Source organism: Amycolatopsis sp. cmx-4-83 (assembly GCF_046548815.1).
Classification (GTDB): domain Bacteria; phylum Actinomycetota; class Actinomycetes; order Mycobacteriales; family Pseudonocardiaceae; genus Amycolatopsis; species Amycolatopsis pretoriensis_A.
The window spans coordinates 80,754-99,889 of the sequence record NZ_JAEBEF010000014.1 but is presented as its reverse complement, the minus strand read 5'-3'; the positions used below and the strand labels follow the sequence as shown (position 1 = coordinate 99,889).

Here is a 19,136-nt window from a genome sequence, read left to right as displayed (position 1 = left end):
CGGGGTTGCGGCACGCAGACCTCGCGGGCCGGTGCCGATCCGGCTGGGGACGCGGCCGACCGAGGGCCGGCTTGCCGGAAGCGGGCGAGGGCGCCGGAAGCAGCCGAGCGCCGGGCCCGCCGGAAGCAGGCCGAGCGCCGGGCCTTCCGGGAAGCCGGTGCCGGGCGTTCCTGATCGCTCATCCTCGAGAGGGTTTCGCCGCCGCCCGTGAGGCACTGTGGGCCAGCAGCGCACAGCAAAAAGCCCGGCCCGCCGATCCGGCGGGCCGGGCTCTCCGGCTCCTCAAGCCCCCAACGGGTACTGCTCCCTCCCGTAAAGCACCGTCGGGGCCGCGTTCGTGTCCCGCAGCCAGACCACCTTGCCCACCACCACCGTGTGGTCCAGCAGCGTCGCGGTGTCTCCCACCTCGCAGACCAGGGCCATCCCCGCCGCCGAGAGCACCGGGATGCTGTGCTCCGGTTGCCACGGGACGCCGTCGAAGCGCTCGGCCGGGCTGCCCGTCGCGAATTTGCGGGTCAGCGCCCGCTGGGACCAGGACAGCGTGTTGACGGCGAACGATCCCGTGTCGAGGATCGCCGCGAGGGTGCGGCTGTGGGTGCCCAATGACACCAGGACGCTCGGGGTGTCCGCCGAAAGGGACATCACCGCGTTGGCCGTGCAGCCGACGGGGGTGTCCTCGGTGACCGTCGTCAGGACCGTGACGCCGGTCGGCAGTTTCGCGATCGCGCGGCAGAACCCTTCCGTCGGCACCAGGTCCGGCACGGTGGCGAGCGGGGACTGGGTGGCTTGTGCGGTTCCCATGGTCTTCCCTTCCGGTGCGCCGGCGGTCATCCGCGCTGCCCGATCGCGTGCGCGGTGAGTGCCGAACGGTCGATCTTGCCGTTGACGTTGAGCGGCAGCGCGTCCAGCACGGTGAGCCGCCGGGGCACCATGTACCCGGGCAGCCGGGCGGCCGCCGCGGTGAGCAGCCGGTCGGGGTCGAGGCCCGAACCCGTGCACACCGCTTCGAGCTCGGTCGTGCCGCCGCTGCCGGGCAGGGCCAGCACGATCGCGTCGCGAACCGCCTCCTGGTCCCGCAGCACGGCCTCGATCTCGCCGAGCTCGACGCGGTAGCCCTGCACCTTCACCTGCTGGTCCGACCGTCCCAAGTGGACGAGGGCACCGTCCTGCCAGGACACCCGGTCGCCGGTGCGGTACCAGGCGGTGTCGTCGAGCTCGTCGTCCGCGCCGTGCAGCCGCGCGGTCTCCTCGCCCGGGCCGAAGTGGTAGAACCGGCCTTCGTTGGCGGCCGGGTCGAGGTAGCCGGGGAAGCGCTGGGGGCCGCGCGCGCAGAGTTCGCCTTCCACGGCGGGACGGCCCTGGTCGTCGAGCACGACGTGGCTGACGCTGGGGTGGGGTCGCCCGATCGGCACGGTCCCGTTGGGCGTCACCGGCCAGTCCGCCGGGTCGGCAGGCAGCCGGAACTCCGCGCAGCTGATCGTCAGTTCCGTGGGCCCGTACAGGTTTTCCACGACGCCGCCGGGCGCGGCGCGCTGCCACGCCTCGGCCTGGTGCGTGGTCAGCGGCTCGCCGCAGAAGAGGCTCCAGCGCAGCGACGGCATGCTGTCCGGCCGCAGGCTGCGCAGCCGCTGGGCGTAGGACACCATCGACGGCACGGCGAACCAGTGCGTGAGCCGCTTCTCCGCGACGAACCGCACCGGCGCCAGCAGGTCCTCGCGGCTGGGGACGACGAGCGTCGCACCGCCGCTCCACGCCGTGAACATGTCGAACACCGACAGGTCGAAGGTCAGGTCGAACGTCTGCGAGACGCGGCTGCCCGGCGCCATCCCGTACCGCGGCACGACGTGGCCGAGGTAGGAGCAGACGTTGCGGTGCCGGATCGGGACGCCCTTGGGCTTCCCGGTCGAGCCCGAGGTGAACAGGATGTAGGCCAGGTCACCGGTGCGCGGCTCCGGCGGGGTGCGCGCGGCGCCGTCGCCGGGTTCGGCCATCACCAGTTCCGGCACGCCGAGGCCGGCCGTCTCCTCGGTGAGGACCAGGTCCAGGCCGGCGGCCTCGGCGATCATCCGGTTGCGCTCTTGGGGAAAGGCCGGGTTGAGCGGGACGGCGGTGCTGCCGAGCCGGTGCGCGGCCAGGTAACCGGCGTACGTCAGCACGCTGCGCTCGGCCAGGATGCCGATCCGCGCGGGCACGGACCCCACCGCGGTGACGGCTTCGGCGGCGATGTGCCCGGCGAGCTCTCGCAGTCCGGCGTAGGTCAGGGTGCGCGCTCCGACTTCGAGCGCGGGTTCGGCGGCGTGCTTTTCGGCCGACTCGGCGAACCACTGGTACAGGGTCTCCATGGTGCTCATGCCTCCGATACGGGCTCGGTGGTCGTCTTTTCCTGGACGCGCAGCAGGTCGTCGAAGGTCCGCCGCAGCAGGCCGGCGCGCGGCCGCCCCCGGACGGCGGATTCCGCGGCGAACCGGACGACCTTCGGCAGCTCGCCCCAGCTGACCGCCGCCGCGGCCGCGGCCTCCGCGCAGATGTCGCCGTTCGCGGCGAGCACTTCGAGGTGGTAGGTGTAGTGCCGGCTCGCCGCCCAGAGGTCGTCGCCGTAGCGGGCGGCGGCGGTCTCGTCCCCGGTCAGCACGTCGCTGACGCGCTCGAGCGTCTCGGGCAGGCCGTGCGTCCAGGGGGCCGGGTCGTCGGCGGGGGTCTCGCCGGTGGTGCGGGCCAGCCAGCGGAACCGGTCGGCGTGCACCGGTTCGGCGGCGGTGCCGAGCGCGTAGCGGTCGCGGTTGGCGATCTCCGCCGGCCACGGCGCGTGCGGGGCCAGCGCGCGCTCCAGCGTGGCGTCGTCCAGCCAGCCGAGGAACGGTTCCTGTTCGCCCAGCGGGGTCAGCGCGCGGAAGTGGTCGGCCACCAGCCACCGCCCGTCACGCCGGGCGAGCAGCAGCAGCCAGTGCGGCGAGTGCGCGATCTCGTACGCCGGCGACCAGGGCAGGTGGAAGGTGTCGGCGACGGTCAGCACCCGCCCCGACTGGGCGATCTCGGCGTGGAACCCGGCCGCGGCCCCCTCCCAGCCGGTCGCGCCGAAGTAGCCGAGCGGCGCGCCGTCGTCGACGCGGGTGTGCTGGGAGAACACCAGGTCCCCGGGCCCGCTGTCGCTGCGGACCGCCAGCCGGACGGCGTGCGCCAGCCGGGTCTTGACGCCGGGGTCGTCGACTTCGAGGTAGGCCACCAGGTTGGTGGTGTAGCAGCTGAGTTCCGGGACTACGTCCGGGGCATTGATGAGGTGCACGTCGACCTCCCTTGTCGTGGTGGGTCACCGGTGGGGTGCGGGGTGGAAGGCGCAGCTCAGCGGCACCGGCGACCGGGTGCGCAAGCTCAGCCAGGTGAAGCCGCCCCAGCGCCCGGACAGCGCGCCGGGCGGGACGTCGATCGACCAGGGCCGCCCGCTCATGCCGGTGCCGGCCGCCTTGACGCACGCCTCCTGCACGGTCCACACCCAGGCGAACTCCTTCGCGCGCAGCAGCCGGGGCAGCCCGGCGACGGCGGCGGCGTGCGAGCCCAGGCACCGGCGGACGGCCGAGTCGCTCAGCCGGTCCGGCGGCAGCTGGACGTCGACGCCGACGTCCCCGTGCGCGCAGACGGCCGCCGCGATCCGCTCCCCGTCGTGGGAGACGGTGATGCCGGGCAGCGCGAGGTCCGGGGCGCCGTGCAGCCGGGGCTTCCCGGCCGGGTCGGCGTGGACGGGCAGCGCGGCCAGGTCGGGCCGCACCCGCCGGAGCAGGCGCCGGAGGAGGTGCCGCCCGGCGAGGAATTCGGGGCGGTGCCAGGCCGGCCGGGTGGCGGCTTCGGCGAGGTCGTCCGGGTGGACGGGTCCGTCGCCGAGGTCGGTGCGGTCGGCCGAGGCGACCCAGACGCCGGGAGCGACCGGGGTGCCGTCGGCGGTCACTTCGGGGTGACCGTGGGGGTCGACCCGCGGCTCGCCGAGGCCGGCGACGGTGACGGCCTGGCGTCGGGCGGCGGCGTATTCACGGGAGAGCGCCGCTCCAAGGCCCGCACTTTCACGTGAAAGTGCCGGTTCGAGGGCCGCACTTTCACGTGAAAGTGCGGGGGTGGGGGTGCTTTCGCGGCAAGGTGCGGGGGCGTGCCTGGCACCGTCATGGGAAAGGCCGAAGTGGTCCCGCGCCGGCCCGCCGTCCGCTCGGGTGTTCATGTCTGCAGCTCCGTGAGCAGGGACTCGGCGTCGTCGGCGATCGCGCCGAGCATCAGCTCGGTCACCCCGCCGCCGATGCCGAACACCGCCGCTTCCGCGCGGACCAGCTGGAGGCCGTCGTCGGCGAAGCCGTCGGCGCCGCGCCAGCGGGCGCAGCTGGACAGGACCTCGTCGGCCGTCAGGCCGATCGACGCCTTCAGCAGGGCCGCGCTCGTCGTGTCGTGGTCCGTCACCACCCGCTCGCCCAGCGCCTCGTGCAGCGCGCGCAACGAGCGCACCCGCACCAGGCAGGCCGCGAACTCCTGGCGGATCGAGTCGTGGTCCCACAGCGCGCGGCCGTCGATCTCCCGCCGCGTCAACGACTCCCGCGTCTCCGCCAGCACCCGGCTGGTGAGCGCGGCGGCCCACTGAGCGCCGGCGAGGCGCTCGGTGCCCATGTGCCGGGCGAACAGCGCCAAACCGCGGCCCTGCCGGCCGAGCACCGCCGACGCGGGCAGCCGGACGTCGCAGAACTCGACGTGGCCGATGCCCGCGCCCGCCAGGAGCGTCGTCGTCGCCGGGGTGACGCGCACGCCCGCCGCGTCCGCCGGGACCAGGACCCAGGTGAACGCCGTGAAGTGCCGCCCGGGCCGGTGCCGGGCCAGCACCAGGAAGTACGCCGCCCGGGTCGCCGTGGTCACCCACCGCTTCCCGCCGTCCAGCCGGACCGTGTCGCCGTCGATCTCGGCTTCGGTGCCGAGCCCGGTGAGGTCGGAGCCGGCCGCCGCGGTGTCCGTGGCGGCCAGCGCGACCTCGCAGTCGCCGTCGGCGACGCGGTCGAACTCCGGCCCGGTGCCGGCGGCCAGGATCGGCAGGGCGCTCGCCGACTGGACCAGCACGCTCAACGTGATCCCGTTGTCGCCGCGAGCGTCGACCTCGCGCAGGGTGGCCGCGAGCCGCGCGGGGTCGGCGACCAGGCCGGTCGGCGTGCGCTGCCGGTACTGGTCGCGCAGCACGCCGGCCGAACCGAGCCGCTGCCACACCCGGGCGCCGCCGGCCGCCGCATCCACAGTGGACAGCACGCCGCCGTCCAGGAGGGCTGTGTCAGGCAAAGCGCACCTCCTGGTCGAGGAGGGTGAGCCGGCCGTCGGCGAGGTGCAGCCGGTCGTTGCTGTAGTTCAGCACCGCCGAACGCAGGTCCCGCAGCGACTGCTCCAGCCGCGTGGGGGAGTCCCGCAGGTAGCCGTGGCGCATCCCGACCGCGTCGACCAGCTCGTCGACCGCGCGGTAGCACTCCTCGGCCGCGGTGATCTTCACGGCGTTGATCAGCAGCTGCACCTTCGGCACGCTCAGGTCCGCGGTGGTCTCGACCACCTGGCGAGCGTGCCCGATCAGCGCGTGCACGGTGTCCAGCCGCTGGCGCGACCGCGACAGTCGCGTCAGCAGCAGCTCCGAGTTCAGGTCCGTCTTGCCGCGGCTGCCGCGCACCGACGCGATCACCCGCGACAGCGCCCCGGCCGCCGTGCCCAGCCAGCAGGACGCCCAGCCGAGGTGGGCCAGCGGTCCGAACACGGTGGTGACGATGGTGTGGAAGTCGCCGTGCCGCCCGACGACCTGGTGGGCGGGCAGCCGGCCGCGCAGCTTCATGGCCCCGCTGTCGCTGGCCCGCATGCCCAGCGGGTTCCAGCCACCGGCGGGCTCGATCTCCACCTGCTCGCGGGACGCGTAGACCAGCGACACCTGGTTGTCGGCTTCGGAGTCCGGCGACCGCATCGTGATGAGGAACCCGTCGGCCTGCTTGCCCCCGGTGACGATCGGGGCGAAGCGGTCGACGAGCAGCTCGCCGTTCTGCCACGCGGCGGCGGACTCGGCGGTCAGCAGGTGCCCGCCCTTGCCCGCCTCGGTGGTCACCGAGCCGAGGTAGAGCCGGCCCGCGGCGATCTCCGGCACGAGCTCCGCGCGCAGCTTGCCTTCGGCGTGCGCGAGCACGGCGGCGACCTGCTGGCAGTGCATCGCGAAGATCATCGCCAGCGACATGTCCACGCGGCCCAGCTCGGTGCTGGCCTCGAGCACGTCGGCCAGCGATCCACCGAGCCCGCCGTCTTCGGCGGGCACCAGCAGCCCGAGCAGTCCGGTCGCGCGCAGCTCGTCGAGCGCCTCCACCGGGAACGTCGCTTCGTCGTCGGTCCGGCGGACGTGCTCCTCGGCGACCTTGGTCACGCGCCCGACGAGTTCGGCGAGCGGGGCGGTGGTCATGACGAGACCCCCTCGCGCTCGAGCTGGGCCTGCACGGCGGTCCACAGCGTGCCGCCGGTGGCGAAGGTCGCGTCGGTGATGTCCTCGTCCGGCAGGGAGACGCCGAAGACGTCCTCGATCTCGAACAGCACGTTGATCGACTGCATCGAGTCGAGCCCGCGCTCGCGCAGGGAGTCGTCCGGGCCGAGCTCGCGGCCGTTGAGGAACTTCAGGTACGGGGTCAGCAGTTCGGCCATGCGGGGGTCCATGTTCACTCCTCATCTCGGGGGTCAGTGGTCCTGACCAGGCCCACGCGGGAGGTCCGCGCGGGGGCGCCGGGGCGGTCGCCGTCGACGACGACCTCCGCCGGCAGGGGGTGGCCCAGGAAGGCGACGAGGCTGGCGTACAGCCCGTAGGCGCCGACGTTCGGCACCGCGACCAGGTCGCCAGGGCTCAGTTCGGGCAGTTTCGCGGTGCGCGCCCAGGTGTCCAGCGGCGTGCACAGCGGACCGGCGACGAGCGCCTCCAGGACGTCCGGGCCGCCCGGGCCGAGCAGGCGGGGTGCGAGCGGGGGCAGCCGCCGCATCCCCGACATGCCGCCGAGGTGGTTGATGCCCGACTCCAGCACGACGATGTCCTTGCCGTGCGAGCGCTTGACGTCCAGCACCGCCGTGACGAGGGTGCCCGCTGTGCCGACGAGATAACGCCCGGATTCGAACACGATTTCCGGGCCCTCTTCGCGCCAGCCCGGCAACTCCTCGGCGAACAGCGTCTCAAGGCCTTCACGCAGCCCGGGCAGGTCGACGGCGGTGCCGTCCTTCGCGAACGGGGCACCGAAACCGCCGCCCAGGTCGAGGGTCCGGAAGCGGACCCCGTGCGGGGCCAGGGCTTCCCGCAGCCGCGCGGCGGTGGCCAGCGCCCGGCGGAACTGCCCGAGCAGGTCGTCCACTTCGGTCAGGTTGGTGCCCATGTACAGGTGCAACCCCACCGCCTCGGCGTGCTCGCCGCCGGCGAAGCGGGCGGGTTCGGCGACGATCCAGCCGGTGTCGGCGCCGAACTGCGAGGGCACGCCGGTCATCGCGAGGCCCTGCCCCGGTACCGGCTGGTCGTCGTTGACGCGCAGCAGGTAGCGGGCGCGGACCCCGGTCTCGCCGGCGAGCCGGTCGAGCTGGGTGATGGCGTGCGGGGAGTCCACGGAGAACTCCCGCACGCCGGCCCGCAGCGCGGCCGTGATCTCGGCGTCCCGCTTGGCGGGTCCGGTGTAGAGCACCTGCGCGCCCGGCCAGCCGGCGTCGAGCGCGGCCCGCAGCTCGCCCGTGGAGCAGACCTCCGGTCGGGCACCGGCTTCGCGCAACGTGCTCAGCACGTCCGGGTGCGGGTTGGCCTTGAGCGAGTACAGCAGCCCGGTGCCCCCGGGCAGGGCGCCGTCGAGCCGCCGGTGGTTGCGGCGGACCTCGGCGAGGTCGTAGACGTAGGCGGGGGTGGGCAGCCCGGCGAGTCCGCCGGGCAGCTCCGGGAGCCCCGCGGGTCGCTCAGCGAGCAGCTCCACCGGACACCTCCTCGGCCATCGACGCCAGCGCCTTGCGGTCGACCTTCCCGTTGCCGGTCAACGGAAGCGTCTCCACGCGCAGGCAGCTCGCCGGGATCTTGAACTCCTCGATCCGGGTGCGCATCCCGTCGAGCACGCCCTCGGCGGCCAGCTCGCCGGTGACGAACAGCCAGGCCGGCCGGGTGTCCTTCGGGACCAGCACCGCGGCTTCGCGGACACCGGGCACCCCGCGCGCGGCGGACTCGACTTCCGTGGCGCTGACGCGGAACCCGCGCTCCTTGTAGATGTCGTCGCGGCGGCCGTCGAAGTAGAGGTAGCCCTGCTCGTCGAGGCGGCCGTAGTCGCCGGTGCGCAGCTCCGGGAACAGCCCGTCCACGCGCGGGAACTTCTGCGCGGTGAGCTCGGGACGGCGCCAGTACCCGGCCATCACGTTCGGGCCGCGCACCACGATCTCGCCGACCTCCCCGGCGGGCAGCCGCTCGCCGGCGTCGTCGATGACGAAGACCTCCGTGCCGGGCAGGGCGCGGCCGCTGGAACCGGGCCGGTCCAGGTCGCCGTCCACCGGCATGATGGTGGCGCGCTTGCACTCGGTCAGCCCGAACATCAGCTGCACGCGCAGGCCGGGGATGGCCGCACGCAGGGATTCCAGCGTGCCGGTGGGCATCGCCGCGCCGGTGTTGGTGAGCAGCCGCAGGTCGGGTGCGGGCTTCGGGCGGCGCCGCAGCAACGCGCTGAGCGCCTCGGCGACGGCCGGGACGGCGGGCAGCACGGTGGCGCCCGAGCGCACCAGGTTGCCGACCAGCGACGGTCCCACCTCGGTGGGCGCGCCCAGCACCAGGTTCGACCCCGCCGTGACGGACAGGAACACCTGGTACAGGCCGTAGTCGAAGGACAGCGGCAGCGGGCTGTAGACGACGTCGTCGGTGCGGTACTCGAGCACCGACGCGATCGCGCCGGTGGCGAACAGCAGCTGCTGGTGCGTGCTGACCACGGCCTTGGGCAGGGACGTCGTGCCCGAGGTGTAGATCAGGCACACCGGGTCGACCGGCAGCGGGGGAGCGGGTAGGTCGACGGTCCGGCCCGGACCGGCGGCCAGCTCCGCCACCGAAGCCGTCGGGACGCCGGCGGTTTCGGCCGACTTCCGCACGTCCTCGTCGTCGGTCACCACGAGCACCGGCTCGGAGTCGGCGAGCACGTGGTCGAGGCTGCTGCCGCGAACCTGTTCGTGCAGCAGCGAAAACGCGACCCCGGCCCGGGCGGCGCCGAAGACCACGGCGGGCAGCAGCGTGCTCGCCGGGGCGTTGATCAGCAGCCGGTCGCCGCGGCGGGCGCCCCGGACGGCGAGCGAAGCGGCGACCCGCTGGGCGGCGCCGGCGAGCTCCTCGTAGGTCGCCGAGGTGCCGCGGCAGGTCAGCGCGGTCCGGTTCGGCCACAGCCGGGCGGCGTGGTCGAGCAGTTCGTGGAGCACTCGCGGTGCGTAGGTCATCGGGTTCCTCCTGCGGCCAGGACAGCCCGGCACAGGCCGTCGACGTGGGTGAGTTTTTCCGGGACCAGGTCCTCGGCGGCGAATTCGACGCCGAGGTCGCTTTCGATCCGCTCGACGATCTCCATCATGCGGAACGAGCTGAAGCCGGGGATCTCGCCGAGCGTGCGGGCGTCGGCCGGGGGCGGGGTGCCCAGCACGGTCCCGATCACCGCGGTGACGGAGTCGCGCACCCCGGTCGGCACCTCGTCGCTGTCCACTGTGGACACCACCACCGGCTCGGTGGGCTCGGTGAACGCGACGTGGTCGGTCGCGAGGCACTCGAGGAGCCGGTCGTACACCGCGCGCGGTTCCGCCCGGCCCGCGGAGACCCGGCGGCTCGCCAGGTAGACCTGCTTCGCGAGCGCGTTCCACTCGCCGAGGTGCGCCCGGACGGTGTCGGTGTCCAGTCCCATGGCCGCGGCGTGCAGGTGGCGGCTGCGGCTCAGCAGCCACGTTTGCAGCGTCAGCCCCCGCACCGCCCGCACCCGGTCCGGGTGGTCGGCGTAGGCCGCGACGTACGTGCCGGCGTCGGCCAGTTCGACCAGCGGCGTGCGGTCGGCGGGACGGTCCCCGGCGGCGATGTCGAACGTCAGCGCACCTTCGGGAAGCGCTTCCGCGAGCTCCTCGCGGCTGAGCGTCCACCGGCCCGGCCGGGCCGCGCCCCACTGGGTGTCGTTGTGGTAGCCGTCCACGACGGCGACGCCGTCGCCGTCCGGCTCGACCAGGAAGCTGTGCTGCAGGTGCTCCTTGCGGTGGTAGGGGACCCACGGCAGGTGGTAGGCGTCCGCCACCGCGTAGCAGCCGGGGCCCGGTTCGAGTTCGTCGGCGGACGCGATCCGCGCACGGCGGGTGACGCGCAAGCCCAGCAGCGCGGCGGACTCGGCCACCTGCGAGTCGACCTGCGGCTCGACGGTGGGGAGCGCGTCCGCGCCCGGGCGCGGCCAGAAGCGCAGGACGCGGCCCATCGCGAGGTGGCTGCCCGGACCGTGCAGGCGGTCGGCGAGTTCGGCCAGGTTGACCTGGACGCAGTCGAAGAGGCGGTGGTCCAGCTGCTCAGCCATGGTGACCACTCCCCGCGACCGCGAGTCCCTGGACCGGCTTCAGCCGATCCATCGCCGACACGAGCGCCTGCTCCGCGGGCGGCTCGGCGGTGAGCTCGCCGTCGAGCAGCTGCTGGTAGGCCGACAGGTCGAGGTAGCCGTGCCCGCTCACGCAGGCGACCACGCCGCGGTCCGACCCGCCGTCGGTGGCCAGGCGCGCGGCGACGGCCAGCGCGTGCCCGGATTCCGGTGCGGGGAGCACCATTTCCGACCGCGTGAAGGCCCGGCCGGCCTCCAGCGCCTCGACCTGGCCGACGGCCTGCGCGGTGACCTGGTCCCGGTGCCGCATGGCGGAAATGACCTTCGCGGCGCCGTGGAAGCGCAGGCCGGCCGAGTGCGAGTCGGGGATCGGGTAGCTGGAGCCGATCGTGTACATCGCCTCCATCGGGCTGACCCCGGTGGCGTCGGTCTTGTCGTAGGCGTAGACGCCTCGGGTGAGCTTCGGGGTGGTGCTGGACTCCGCGGCCACCAGCTGCGGGCACTCCGCCCCGGTCGTCGCGGCGTCGGCGAAGAAGGGCAGCGCGATCCCGCCGAAGTTCGAGCCGGCGCCGACGCAGCCGACCACACTGTCCACAGTGGCCTCCAGCTCGGCGAGCTGCTCGATGGTCTCCAGCCCGATCACGGACTGGTGCAGGATGCTGTAGGTCTCGCCGCTGCCGATGCAGAACGCGGCCCCTTCGGTGCGCCCGGCGTACTCGACGGCTTCCCCGATGGCCAGCGCGAGGCTGTTCACCCCGCCGCCGACACGGGCGGCGACGTCGGTCAGGTCGCTCGGGCTGGCGTGCACGGTGGCGCCGAGAGCCCGCATCAGCGTGCCCCGGTAGGGCTTCTTCTGCAGGCTCGTGCCGACCATGAACACCCGGCAGCGCAACCCGAACATCGTGCAGGCGGCGGCGAGAGCGGTGCCCCACTGCCCGGCCCCGGTGCCGGTGACCAGTTCCTTCACGCCGGCCTTGGCGTAGTAGTGGGCCTGCGCGAGCGCGGTGTTCAGCTTGTGGCTGCCGGAGATGTTGCCGCCCTCGTACTTGACGTAGATCGGCACCCGCGCGCCGATGGCGTCCTCGAACCGGCGGGCCCGCCACAGCGGGGTGGGCCGGAAGCTGCGGTAGGCGTCGAGCACCTCGGCGGGGATGTCCCAGAACTCGCGGTTCTGGGTGGACTGGCGGACCAGCGCGAACGGCAGGTTCACCGACACGCCGGCGTCCGAGCCGCCCGCGGGCGACTCCGGGCTCTGGTCCGGGGGCAGCGGCTCGTCCAGGTGCGGCAGCACGCTGCGCCAGCTGGTGGGCAGGGAAGTGCGGCTCATCGCAGTGCCTCCGTTCCGGTGGCGCCTTCGGCGACGACGTCGACGAGGTCGTCGACGGTCTTGAACGTGCGGCCGACGAACAGGTCGTCGGGCAGGGTCACGTCGAGCGCGTCTTCGAGGTGCACGAGCATGCCGACGAACCCCAGCGAGTTGAGGTGCAGCAGGTCGCCGTTGAGCGGTTCGTCGTCGTGGATCTCCTCCGGTGCCAGCGAAAGCCGGGATTCGGCGATCACCACGCGTTTGACCGAGTCGGAGACCGTAGTGCGATCGGGTCCGGTCGTCATCGTTGCCCTCCAAGGGGTTTCGGGGATCGGTTTCGTGCTCCGGTCAGGAATTCGTCGAGGTGGGCGAGTACGTCGGGTAGCGCTTTCCCGTCGAACACGTCGAAGTGGCCGCAGTCCAGTTCGCGGACCCGCAGCCGCGGGGACAACCGGGTCCAGTTCTCGACCTGGGTGTCGCGGTGCGGGCTCGCGCAGGCCATCAGCAGCGCCGGGCCGGGGTGGGTGCTGGTCACCCGGTGCCGTCCCGACGCGGTGACGTGCGCGTGGGCGGTGGCTTCGGCCCAGCGCTGGTCGCGGGGCGCGACCTTGGCGTGCACCGACCGCATGATCCGCTCGACGACGTCGGCGCGGTGCACCGAGCCGAACTCGTCGCGGCGGGTGAAGCTGTCGATCATCACGACGGCGGGAGCGGGCCCGGTCCGGGCCAGGCGCGCGCCCAGTTCCCAGGCGAGGACGCCGCCCATCGACCAGCCGATGAGCAGTTCCGGGCGGCGGGGCAGGGTGTCCAGCAGCGGCAGGTACCGCTCGACCATGGTCTCGATGTTGTCGTCGGGCCGCTCACCGGCGAACAACCCGCCGGCCCGGATCCCGCTCACGCCGTTGCGGCGGGCCAGCCGCACGGCCAGCGGGGTGTAGGGGCTCAGGCCACCGCCGCCGGGGTGCACGAGCACCGCCTGCGACGCTTGCGGCCGCCGGCTGAGCGGGAGCAGCAACGGCGGCGGCGCCGTCGTCAGGGTCGGCATCAGCTCGCCTCGCGCAGCCGGCCGTTGGCCTCGATCACCCAGCAGTAGTTCACCAGCGCGGCCAGCGTGATCGGCCCGCGGGCGTGCAGCCTGCTGGTGCTGATCGCGATTTCCGAGCCCAGTTCCAGCGTGGGTCCGTCGTTGAGGCGCAGGGAACCGTTGACGACGATCGTGGCCGCGTCGACCCGGTTCGTGAACTCGCCGGTGACCGCCGGGTCGGTCGCCGCGATCGCCTCGCTGTGGCCGGAACCGTGCTGCTGGATGAACTCCACGGCCTCGCCGGGGGAGTCCACCGCCACCACGCCGATCGTGCTGTCGAGGAACTCGCGGCCCAGGTCGTGCTCTCCCAGCGCCTCCACCCGCCAGTCGCCGGTGGTCTCCGGCCGCGCCAGGCCTTCGCCGACCCGGATGGTCAGCGGGCGGCCGTCGTGGCGGGCTCCTTCCAGCAACGCCTTCACGAATTCGTCGGCCACCGGGCGGTCGACCAGCGCGACCTCCAGCGAGGTGCAGCCGGCCGGCGCGGGGAGCTTGCTGTCCAGCGCGATCTCGACCGCCTGGGCCAGGTCGGCGCTCGAGTGCACGTAGAGGTGGTTGACGCCGCCGCCGCTGGCCAGCACCGGGATGGTGCTCGCGCGGTGGCAGTAGTCGATGAGGGACGGGCTGCCGCGCGGGATGAGCACGTCGATCGCGTCCGGGCGGCGCAGCAGGTCGCGCAGCACCGAGCGGCTGGGGTCGTCCAGCACGGAGACCAGGCCCGCCGGCAGTCCCGCGTCCGCCAGCGCGGCGGAGACGGCGGCGCCGAGCTCGGCGTTGGTCCGCGCGATCTCCTTGCCACCACGCAGGATCACCGCGTTCCCGGCGGCCACGTTCAGCAGCGCGCCCTCGACGGTGACGGTCGGGCGGGCGTCGAAGATCATCAGCACCACGCCCAGCGGCCGCGGCACGCGGTGCCGCACGCCCCAGTCGCCGATCGGGGTGCCCGGCGGGCGGCTGGTCAGCTCGTCCAGTTCGCCGGTGACCGTCGAAGTCAAGGCGACCAGTGCGGCGAGGTGGTCCTCGGTCAGCCGGAGCCGGTCGACGAGCACGTCGGGCAGGCCTTGCTCCCGCGCTCGTCCGACGTCGGTGTCGTTCGCTTCGCGGATCCGCGGCCACGCGGCGGTGAGCCGGTGGGCCAGCCCGGTGCAGAACCGCCCGTACGCTTCGGTGCCCAGCGGCGGTGCCGCGGTCGTCGCCGCACGTGCGGCGTCGATGATCTTGTCGACCATTGTTCTCCGATCTCGATTTCCCCCGTCGGATACCTCACGCTCTCAGTGGGAAATGATCCGGGCAAATGTGATCATGGACCGGTTGATGGGGTCATCAAGACTTTTGATAACCCCATTCGCGGCCCCTTCGTCCGCGGCTTTAAACGTTGACTACGCGGAAATTTGCTTGGAGTGTCTTGAGGCATGGAACATCGACGACTCGGCCGCAGCGGCCTCTCCGTGAGCAGGATTTCCTACGGCAATTGGATCACCCACGGTTCGCAAGTGGCGGAGGATCAAGCCCGGAAATGCGTGGAAGCCGCGCTGGACGCCGGCATCACCACGTTCGACACCGCCGACATGTACGCCAACACCCGCGCCGAAGAGGTGCTGGGCCGCGCCCTGTCCGGCCTCCGCCGGGAGAGCCTGGAGATCTGCACCAAGGTCTACTGGCCGACCGGCCCCGGCGGCCCCAACGACCAGGGCCTGGGCCGCAAGCACATCATGGAGTCCGCGGACGGTTCCCTGCGCCGCCTCGGGACCGACTACCTCGACCTCTACCAGGCCCACCAGTTCGACCCCACGGTCGAACTGGAGGAGACCATGCTGGCCTTCGCCGATCTGGTGCGCCAGGGCAAGATCCTCTACGTCGGCGTCTCGGAGTGGACCGCCGAGCAGATCACCCGCGCCGCCGCGCTGGCCCGCGAGCTGCGGATCCCGCTGATCGGCAGCCAGAACCAGTATTCGATGCTGTGGCGGGTCATCGAGAGCCAGGTCATCCCGGCCTGCGAGCGGGAGGGCATGGGCCAGCTCGTCTGGTCCCCGATGGCGCAGGGCGTGCTGACCGGGAAGTACCTGCCGGGCAAGCAGCCGCCGGCCGGTTCCCGCGCCACGGACGGCGAAGGAAGCAGCTACATGGTCCGCTGGCTGCAGGACGACGTGCTGCGCCGCGTGCAGGAACTGCGCCCGGTCGCCGAGCAGCTCGGCCTGACCATGGCGCAGCTGGCCCTCGCGTGGGTGCTGCAGAACCCCAACGTCGCCACCGCCATCACCGGCGCCTCGCGCCCCGAGCAGCTCACGGACAACCTCAAGGCCGTGGACGTCGTGCTCGACGACGCCGTGATGCAGAAGATCGACGAGCTGCTCGACGGCGTCAGCCGCTTCGACCCGACGTTCATCGGCGTGCCGCTGACGGCCCTCGTCTGACCCAGGGAGGACCCGTGCCGGACACCGAGTGGGCCTACGACGGGAAGCGGTACCGGATGCACCGCTTCCCCGCGGAAGTGCGGGCCCGGATGAAACTTCTCAACCGCAGCGACAACTGGCACGCCGGGCTCGCCTGGCTCGAGGACGTCGTGTGGATCGCGGCCTGCGTGTGGCTGTGCGTCGCGGTTTCGTGGTGGTGCTACCCGCTCGCGGTGCTGGTCATCGGCGCCCGGCAGCGGGGGCTGTCCACGATCCTGCACGATTGCGCCCACGGCGTCGGGGCCGCCGACCACCGGGTGCGGATGCTGCTCGGCACCGTGCTCACCGCGTACCCGATCTTCCAGCAGCACTACGCCTACAAGGTTTCGCACGTGTTCACCCACCACCCGCGGCTCGGCGACCCGGACCGCGACCCGGACCTGCGGTTCTTCATCGAGCAGGGCGCCTACCGGGCCGCCTCGCCGCGGACCTACGTGCGCCGGGTGGTGCTGATGCCGCTGTTCGGCACGCAGACCTGGGCCTACCTGCGCTACCTCGTCCGCAACCGGTACCGCGTGCTGCGCGAGGGCCGCGGCCCGGAGGCGCCGCAAGCGGTCCGCGGTCCCAAGCGGGCGTTCGACCGCGCCGGGTTCTGGCTGTTCTGGGCCGCCGTCGCCGACGTGTGCTGGTCGCAGGGGTGGACGATCGAACTGCTGCTGTTCTGGTTCGTGCCGTACCTGACCAGCTTCCAGATCCTGGGCTGGTACATCGAACTCTCCGAGCACACGCCGCTCGTCCGCGACGCGCGGGTGGACCTGCACATGACGCGCAACCGCAAGAGCCGCGGCTGGGAGAAGTTCCTCACCGGCATCCACAACGACAACTACCACCTGGAACACCACCTCGATCCGCGCACGCCGTTCTGGAACCTCGGCAAGGCGAGGCGGGTGCGGCTGGCCGATCCGGACTACGCCGCGGTCGACGCCGTGCTGGGCGGGCTGTTCACCCGCGGTCCGCAGGGCCAGCCCAGCGCCGTCAGCGCGATCGTCACGTCCATGTCCGAACCGAGGGAGCTGTCCCATGCCGGTCACTGAACGCCCCGCCAGCACGCCTAAGCAGTTCCGGCGGGCCGAGTCCGCCGTGATGCACGCGGGCGCCGAGCTGCGCGCCGGCCCGACCGCGCCGGTGATCACGCCCATCTTCCAGACCGCGGCCTACGAGCTGCCCGACACCGGTGCGGCCGCGGGCATCTTCGAGCTGAGCGAGGACGGGCACGCCTACACCCGCCTCAACAACCCCACCTGCGACGTGCTGGAAGCGCGGATCGCCGCGGTCGACGGCGCCCCGGCCGCGCTGGCCGTCTCCACCGGGCAGGCCGCGACCACGGTGGCCCTGCTGAACCTCTGCCAGGCCGGGGACAACATCGTCAGCTCCGACGAGCTCTACGGCGGAACGTGGAACCTGCTGGCCAACACCTTCAGGCGGTTCGGCGTCGAGACCCGGTTCGTCAGCCCGGAAGACCCGAAGAACTTCGCCGCCGCCACCGACGAGCGCACCCGCGCCTACTTCGGCGAGACGCTGCCCAACCCGAAGCTGCGCATCTTCCCGATCGAAGACGTCGCCGGGCTCGCCGAACAGGCGGAAGTGCCGCTGGTGCTGGACAACACGCTGCTGCCGATGGTCTGCAACCCGCTGGACTTCGGCGCGAACATCCTCGTCTATTCGGCGACGAAGTACATCGGCGGCCACGGCAGCGCCCTGGGCGGGCTCATCGTGGACGGCGGCACCTTCGACTGGACCCGCCACGCCGCGCGGCACCCGCTGCTGACCGAGCCCGACCCGGCGCACGGCGGCGCGGTGTGGACCGAGACCGGCGCCGGGCTCGACAGCGCGCTGGGCCGCAGCCCGTACCTGCTCAAAGCGCGGGAAACGCTGCTGCGCGACCTCGGGGCGTGCCTGAGCCCGTTCAACGCCTTCCTGCTGATCCAGGGCATCGAAACGCTTCCGCTGCGGATGCGCGCGCACGGTGAGAACGCGGCCGCGGTGGCGAAGTTCCTCGACGCGCACCCGGCGGTGGCCTCGGTCAGCCACCCGACCCTGGCCGGCGGCGAGCAGGAGGAACTGCTGCGGCGCTACCTCGGCGGCAACGGCGGCCCGCTGGTGCAGTTCGAGCTCACCGGCGGGCAGGCGGCCGGCCGCCGGTTCATCGAAGCGCTCCGCCTCTTCGCGCACGTGACCAACATCGGCGACGTCCGGTCGATGGCCACGCACCCGGCGTCCACCACCCACGCCCAGCTGCCCGAAGCCGACCAGCTGGCGGCGGGCGTCACCCCCGGCTCGATCCGGCTTTCGCTGGGCCTGGAGCACCCGGACGACCTGCTCGAAGACCTCACCCGCGCGCTGGCGGGGGCCCGGTGAGCGCCCGGCCGCTGGTCGCGCTCGCCGCGTCGGCCGAACCGATCGGCGTGGTGCCGCACCTCGCGGTGCGCGAGGTCTACGTCCGGGCGCTGGAACGGGTTTCCGGCTGCTCGGTGGCCGTCGTCGGTGGTCCGGCCCCGGACCTGGCGGAGCTGCTCGGCCGGTTCGACGGCGTCGTCTTCGGCGGGCACGAGACCGACGTCCAGGCCGCCCGCTACGGCGGTCCGCCCCAGGACGGGCCCGTCGATCCGGCCCGCGACGAACTCGCGCTGCGGGTGCTGCCGGCCGCGCTGCGGGCGGGGGTGCCGGTGCTGGGGATCTGCCGCGGGCTGCAGGAGCTGAACGTGGCACTGGGCGGCACGTTGCGCGACCTGCCCGGCGACGAGCACCGCGAGGACCTTTCCCAGCCCCGCGACCGGCAGTACCTGCCCGCGCACGACGTCGACCTCACCGAAGGCGGCGTGCTGCGGCAGCTGCTCGGCTATGCGCGCGTGCCGGTCAACTCGCTGCACCACCAGGCGATCGACCGGGTCGCGCCGGACCTGCGGGTGGAGGCGGTGGCCGCGGACGGCGTGGTCGAGGCCGCCTCGGCGGGCGACGGGTTCTGCCTCGCGGTGCAGTGGCACCCGGAGTGGTACGCCGAGACGGACCCGGTCTCCACCGCGATCTTCCACGGGTTCGGCGTGGCGGCCCGGCTCGCCGCCGGGCAGCGTGCTCAGTGCGTTCCCTTGCCCCGTCCCATGTCCAGCATCGGCATGAACAGCTGAGCGAGCGGCCCGATCGCGCAGGCGTACAGCAGGGTCCCGATGCCCACGGTGGCGCCGAGCGCGAACCCGATCACCAGCACCGCGATCTCGATGCCCCAGCGCACCGCCCAGATCGGGTGCCCGCGCCGGGCGAGCCCGGTCATCAGCCCGTCCCGCGGGCCCGGGCCCGCCTGCGCGCCGATGTAGCAGCCGGTGGCGAACCCGTTGAGCACGATGCCGGCGATCAGCACGACCCAGCGTAGCCACAGCTGGCCGAACGGCGGCAGCACCGCCAGCGCGAGGTCCGTCGAGGTGCCGACGAGCAGGACGTTGCACAGCGTGCCCAGCCCCGGCTTCTGCTTCAGCGGGATCCACAGCAGCAGCACGGCGGCGCCGATCAGGTTGGTCCAGACGCCGATGCTGAGCCCGGCCGTGCGGGTCAGCCCCTGCGCGAGCGCGTCCCACGGCTCGACCCCGAGCCCGGCGGCGACCACCATCGCGTCGCTGAAGCCGTAGAGCACCAGCCCGGAGAGCAGCTGGGACACCCGCCGGACCGGCCGCCCGGGTGGCACCAGCGGTGACTGCACCAGTTCGGCCACCCGCACGCGTGCTCCCCCCGTT

At 73.0% G+C, this 19,136-nt stretch carries 19 protein-coding genes; 4 read left to right on the top strand and 15 right to left on the bottom strand.

What is annotated here, in order from left to right; translation table 11 throughout:
• Positions 1–282: 282 nt before the first annotated feature.
• Genes ACLJQM_RS37850 through ACLJQM_RS37785 form a run of 14 tightly spaced genes read right to left on the bottom strand, consistent with a single transcriptional unit; the run spans position 283 to position 14,187 of the window.
• On the bottom strand, positions 283–801 hold the full coding sequence (locus tag ACLJQM_RS37850; protein ID WP_410635132.1) for a flavin reductase family protein: 519 nt from the start codon (positions 799–801) through the stop codon (positions 283–285).
• A gap of 26 nt (positions 802–827) precedes the next feature.
• Entirely contained in the window at positions 828–2,351 is a 1,524-nt protein-coding gene (locus ACLJQM_RS37845) for an amino acid adenylation domain-containing protein (RefSeq protein WP_410635131.1), read from the bottom strand.
• Positions 2,348–3,283: a hypothetical protein gene (locus ACLJQM_RS37840; protein WP_410635129.1), complete on the bottom strand. Its 936-nt coding sequence runs from the start codon at positions 3,281–3,283 to the stop codon at positions 2,348–2,350. The genes ACLJQM_RS37845 and ACLJQM_RS37840 overlap by 4 nt, the downstream gene beginning before the upstream one ends.
• Positions 3,284–3,307: 24 nt before the next feature.
• Positions 3,308–4,204: a 4'-phosphopantetheinyl transferase family protein gene (locus ACLJQM_RS37835; protein WP_410635128.1), complete on the bottom strand. Its 897-nt coding sequence runs from the start codon at positions 4,202–4,204 to the stop codon at positions 3,308–3,310.
• A complete protein-coding gene (locus tag ACLJQM_RS37830; protein WP_410635127.1) occupies positions 4,201–5,295 on the bottom strand; it encodes an acyl-CoA dehydrogenase family protein in 1,095 nt (364 codons plus the stop codon). Before ACLJQM_RS37830 ends, ACLJQM_RS37835 begins: the two co-directional genes overlap by 4 nt.
• Positions 5,288–6,439, bottom strand: coding sequence for an acyl-CoA dehydrogenase family protein (locus ACLJQM_RS37825; protein ID WP_360776890.1), 1,152 nt, complete (start codon positions 6,437–6,439; stop codon positions 5,288–5,290). The genes ACLJQM_RS37830 and ACLJQM_RS37825 overlap by 8 nt, the downstream gene beginning before the upstream one ends.
• Positions 6,436–6,687 carry a phosphopantetheine-binding protein gene (locus ACLJQM_RS37820; protein WP_247022770.1) on the bottom strand — a complete coding sequence of 84 codons (252 nt, stop codon included), beginning with the start codon at positions 6,685–6,687 and terminating at the stop codon, positions 6,436–6,438. Before ACLJQM_RS37820 ends, ACLJQM_RS37825 begins: the two co-directional genes overlap by 4 nt.
• A gap of 2 nt (positions 6,688–6,689) precedes the next feature.
• Positions 6,690–7,967 carry a type III PLP-dependent enzyme gene (locus ACLJQM_RS37815; protein WP_410635125.1) on the bottom strand — a complete coding sequence of 426 codons (1,278 nt, stop codon included), beginning with the start codon at positions 7,965–7,967 and terminating at the stop codon, positions 6,690–6,692.
• Complete coding sequence (locus tag ACLJQM_RS37810; RefSeq protein WP_410635123.1) at positions 7,951–9,453, bottom strand: class I adenylate-forming enzyme family protein; 1,503 nt, start codon at positions 9,451–9,453, stop codon at positions 7,951–7,953. The genes ACLJQM_RS37815 and ACLJQM_RS37810 overlap by 17 nt, the downstream gene beginning before the upstream one ends.
• Positions 9,450–10,553, bottom strand: coding sequence for an acyl carrier protein (locus ACLJQM_RS37805; protein WP_410635121.1), 1,104 nt, complete (start codon positions 10,551–10,553; stop codon positions 9,450–9,452). The genes ACLJQM_RS37810 and ACLJQM_RS37805 overlap by 4 nt, the downstream gene beginning before the upstream one ends.
• Positions 10,546–11,898, bottom strand: a complete 1,353-nt coding sequence (locus tag ACLJQM_RS37800) for a TrpB-like pyridoxal phosphate-dependent enzyme (protein ID WP_410635120.1) — start codon at positions 11,896–11,898, stop codon at positions 10,546–10,548. The genes ACLJQM_RS37805 and ACLJQM_RS37800 overlap by 8 nt, the downstream gene beginning before the upstream one ends.
• A complete protein-coding gene (locus ACLJQM_RS37795; RefSeq protein ID WP_360776900.1) occupies positions 11,895–12,182 on the bottom strand; it encodes an acyl carrier protein in 288 nt (95 codons plus the stop codon). Before ACLJQM_RS37795 ends, ACLJQM_RS37800 begins: the two co-directional genes overlap by 4 nt.
• Complete coding sequence (locus ACLJQM_RS37790; RefSeq protein WP_410635119.1) at positions 12,179–12,922, bottom strand: alpha/beta fold hydrolase; 744 nt, start codon at positions 12,920–12,922, stop codon at positions 12,179–12,181. Before ACLJQM_RS37790 ends, ACLJQM_RS37795 begins: the two co-directional genes overlap by 4 nt.
• Positions 12,922–14,187 (bottom strand): glutamate-5-semialdehyde dehydrogenase, encoded by a 1,266-nt coding sequence (locus tag ACLJQM_RS37785; RefSeq protein ID WP_410635117.1) that lies wholly within the window; start codon positions 14,185–14,187, stop codon positions 12,922–12,924. The genes ACLJQM_RS37790 and ACLJQM_RS37785 overlap by 1 nt, the downstream gene beginning before the upstream one ends.
• A 183-nt stretch (positions 14,188–14,370) precedes the next feature.
• On the opposite strand from ACLJQM_RS37785, the gene ACLJQM_RS37780 reads away from it, so the two are divergent.
• The 4 genes from ACLJQM_RS37780 to ACLJQM_RS37765 are packed head-to-tail and all read left to right on the top strand — an operon-like array spanning position 14,371 to position 18,536.
• Positions 14,371–15,372 carry an aldo/keto reductase family protein gene (locus tag ACLJQM_RS37780; protein ID WP_410635116.1) on the top strand — a complete coding sequence of 334 codons (1,002 nt, stop codon included), beginning with the start codon at positions 14,371–14,373 and terminating at the stop codon, positions 15,370–15,372.
• Positions 15,373–15,386: 14 nt separating this feature from the next.
• Positions 15,387–16,445, top strand: a complete 1,059-nt coding sequence (locus tag ACLJQM_RS37775; RefSeq protein ID WP_410635115.1) for a fatty acid desaturase — start codon at positions 15,387–15,389, stop codon at positions 16,443–16,445.
• On the top strand, positions 16,432–17,769 hold the full coding sequence (locus tag ACLJQM_RS37770; RefSeq protein WP_247022780.1) for an O-acetylhomoserine aminocarboxypropyltransferase/cysteine synthase family protein: 1,338 nt from the start codon (positions 16,432–16,434) through the stop codon (positions 17,767–17,769). The genes ACLJQM_RS37775 and ACLJQM_RS37770 overlap by 14 nt, the downstream gene beginning before the upstream one ends.
• Positions 17,766–18,536, top strand: a complete 771-nt coding sequence (locus ACLJQM_RS37765; protein WP_410635112.1) for a gamma-glutamyl-gamma-aminobutyrate hydrolase family protein — start codon at positions 17,766–17,768, stop codon at positions 18,534–18,536. Before ACLJQM_RS37770 ends, ACLJQM_RS37765 begins: the two co-directional genes overlap by 4 nt.
• Here ACLJQM_RS37765 and ACLJQM_RS37760 read toward each other — a convergent pair.
• Positions 18,485–19,120 (bottom strand): YczE/YyaS/YitT family protein, encoded by a 636-nt coding sequence (locus ACLJQM_RS37760; RefSeq protein ID WP_410635110.1) that lies wholly within the window; start codon positions 19,118–19,120, stop codon positions 18,485–18,487. The two genes, ACLJQM_RS37765 and ACLJQM_RS37760, sit on opposite strands and share 52 nt — an antisense overlap.
• Positions 19,121–19,136: the final 16 nt, after the last annotated feature.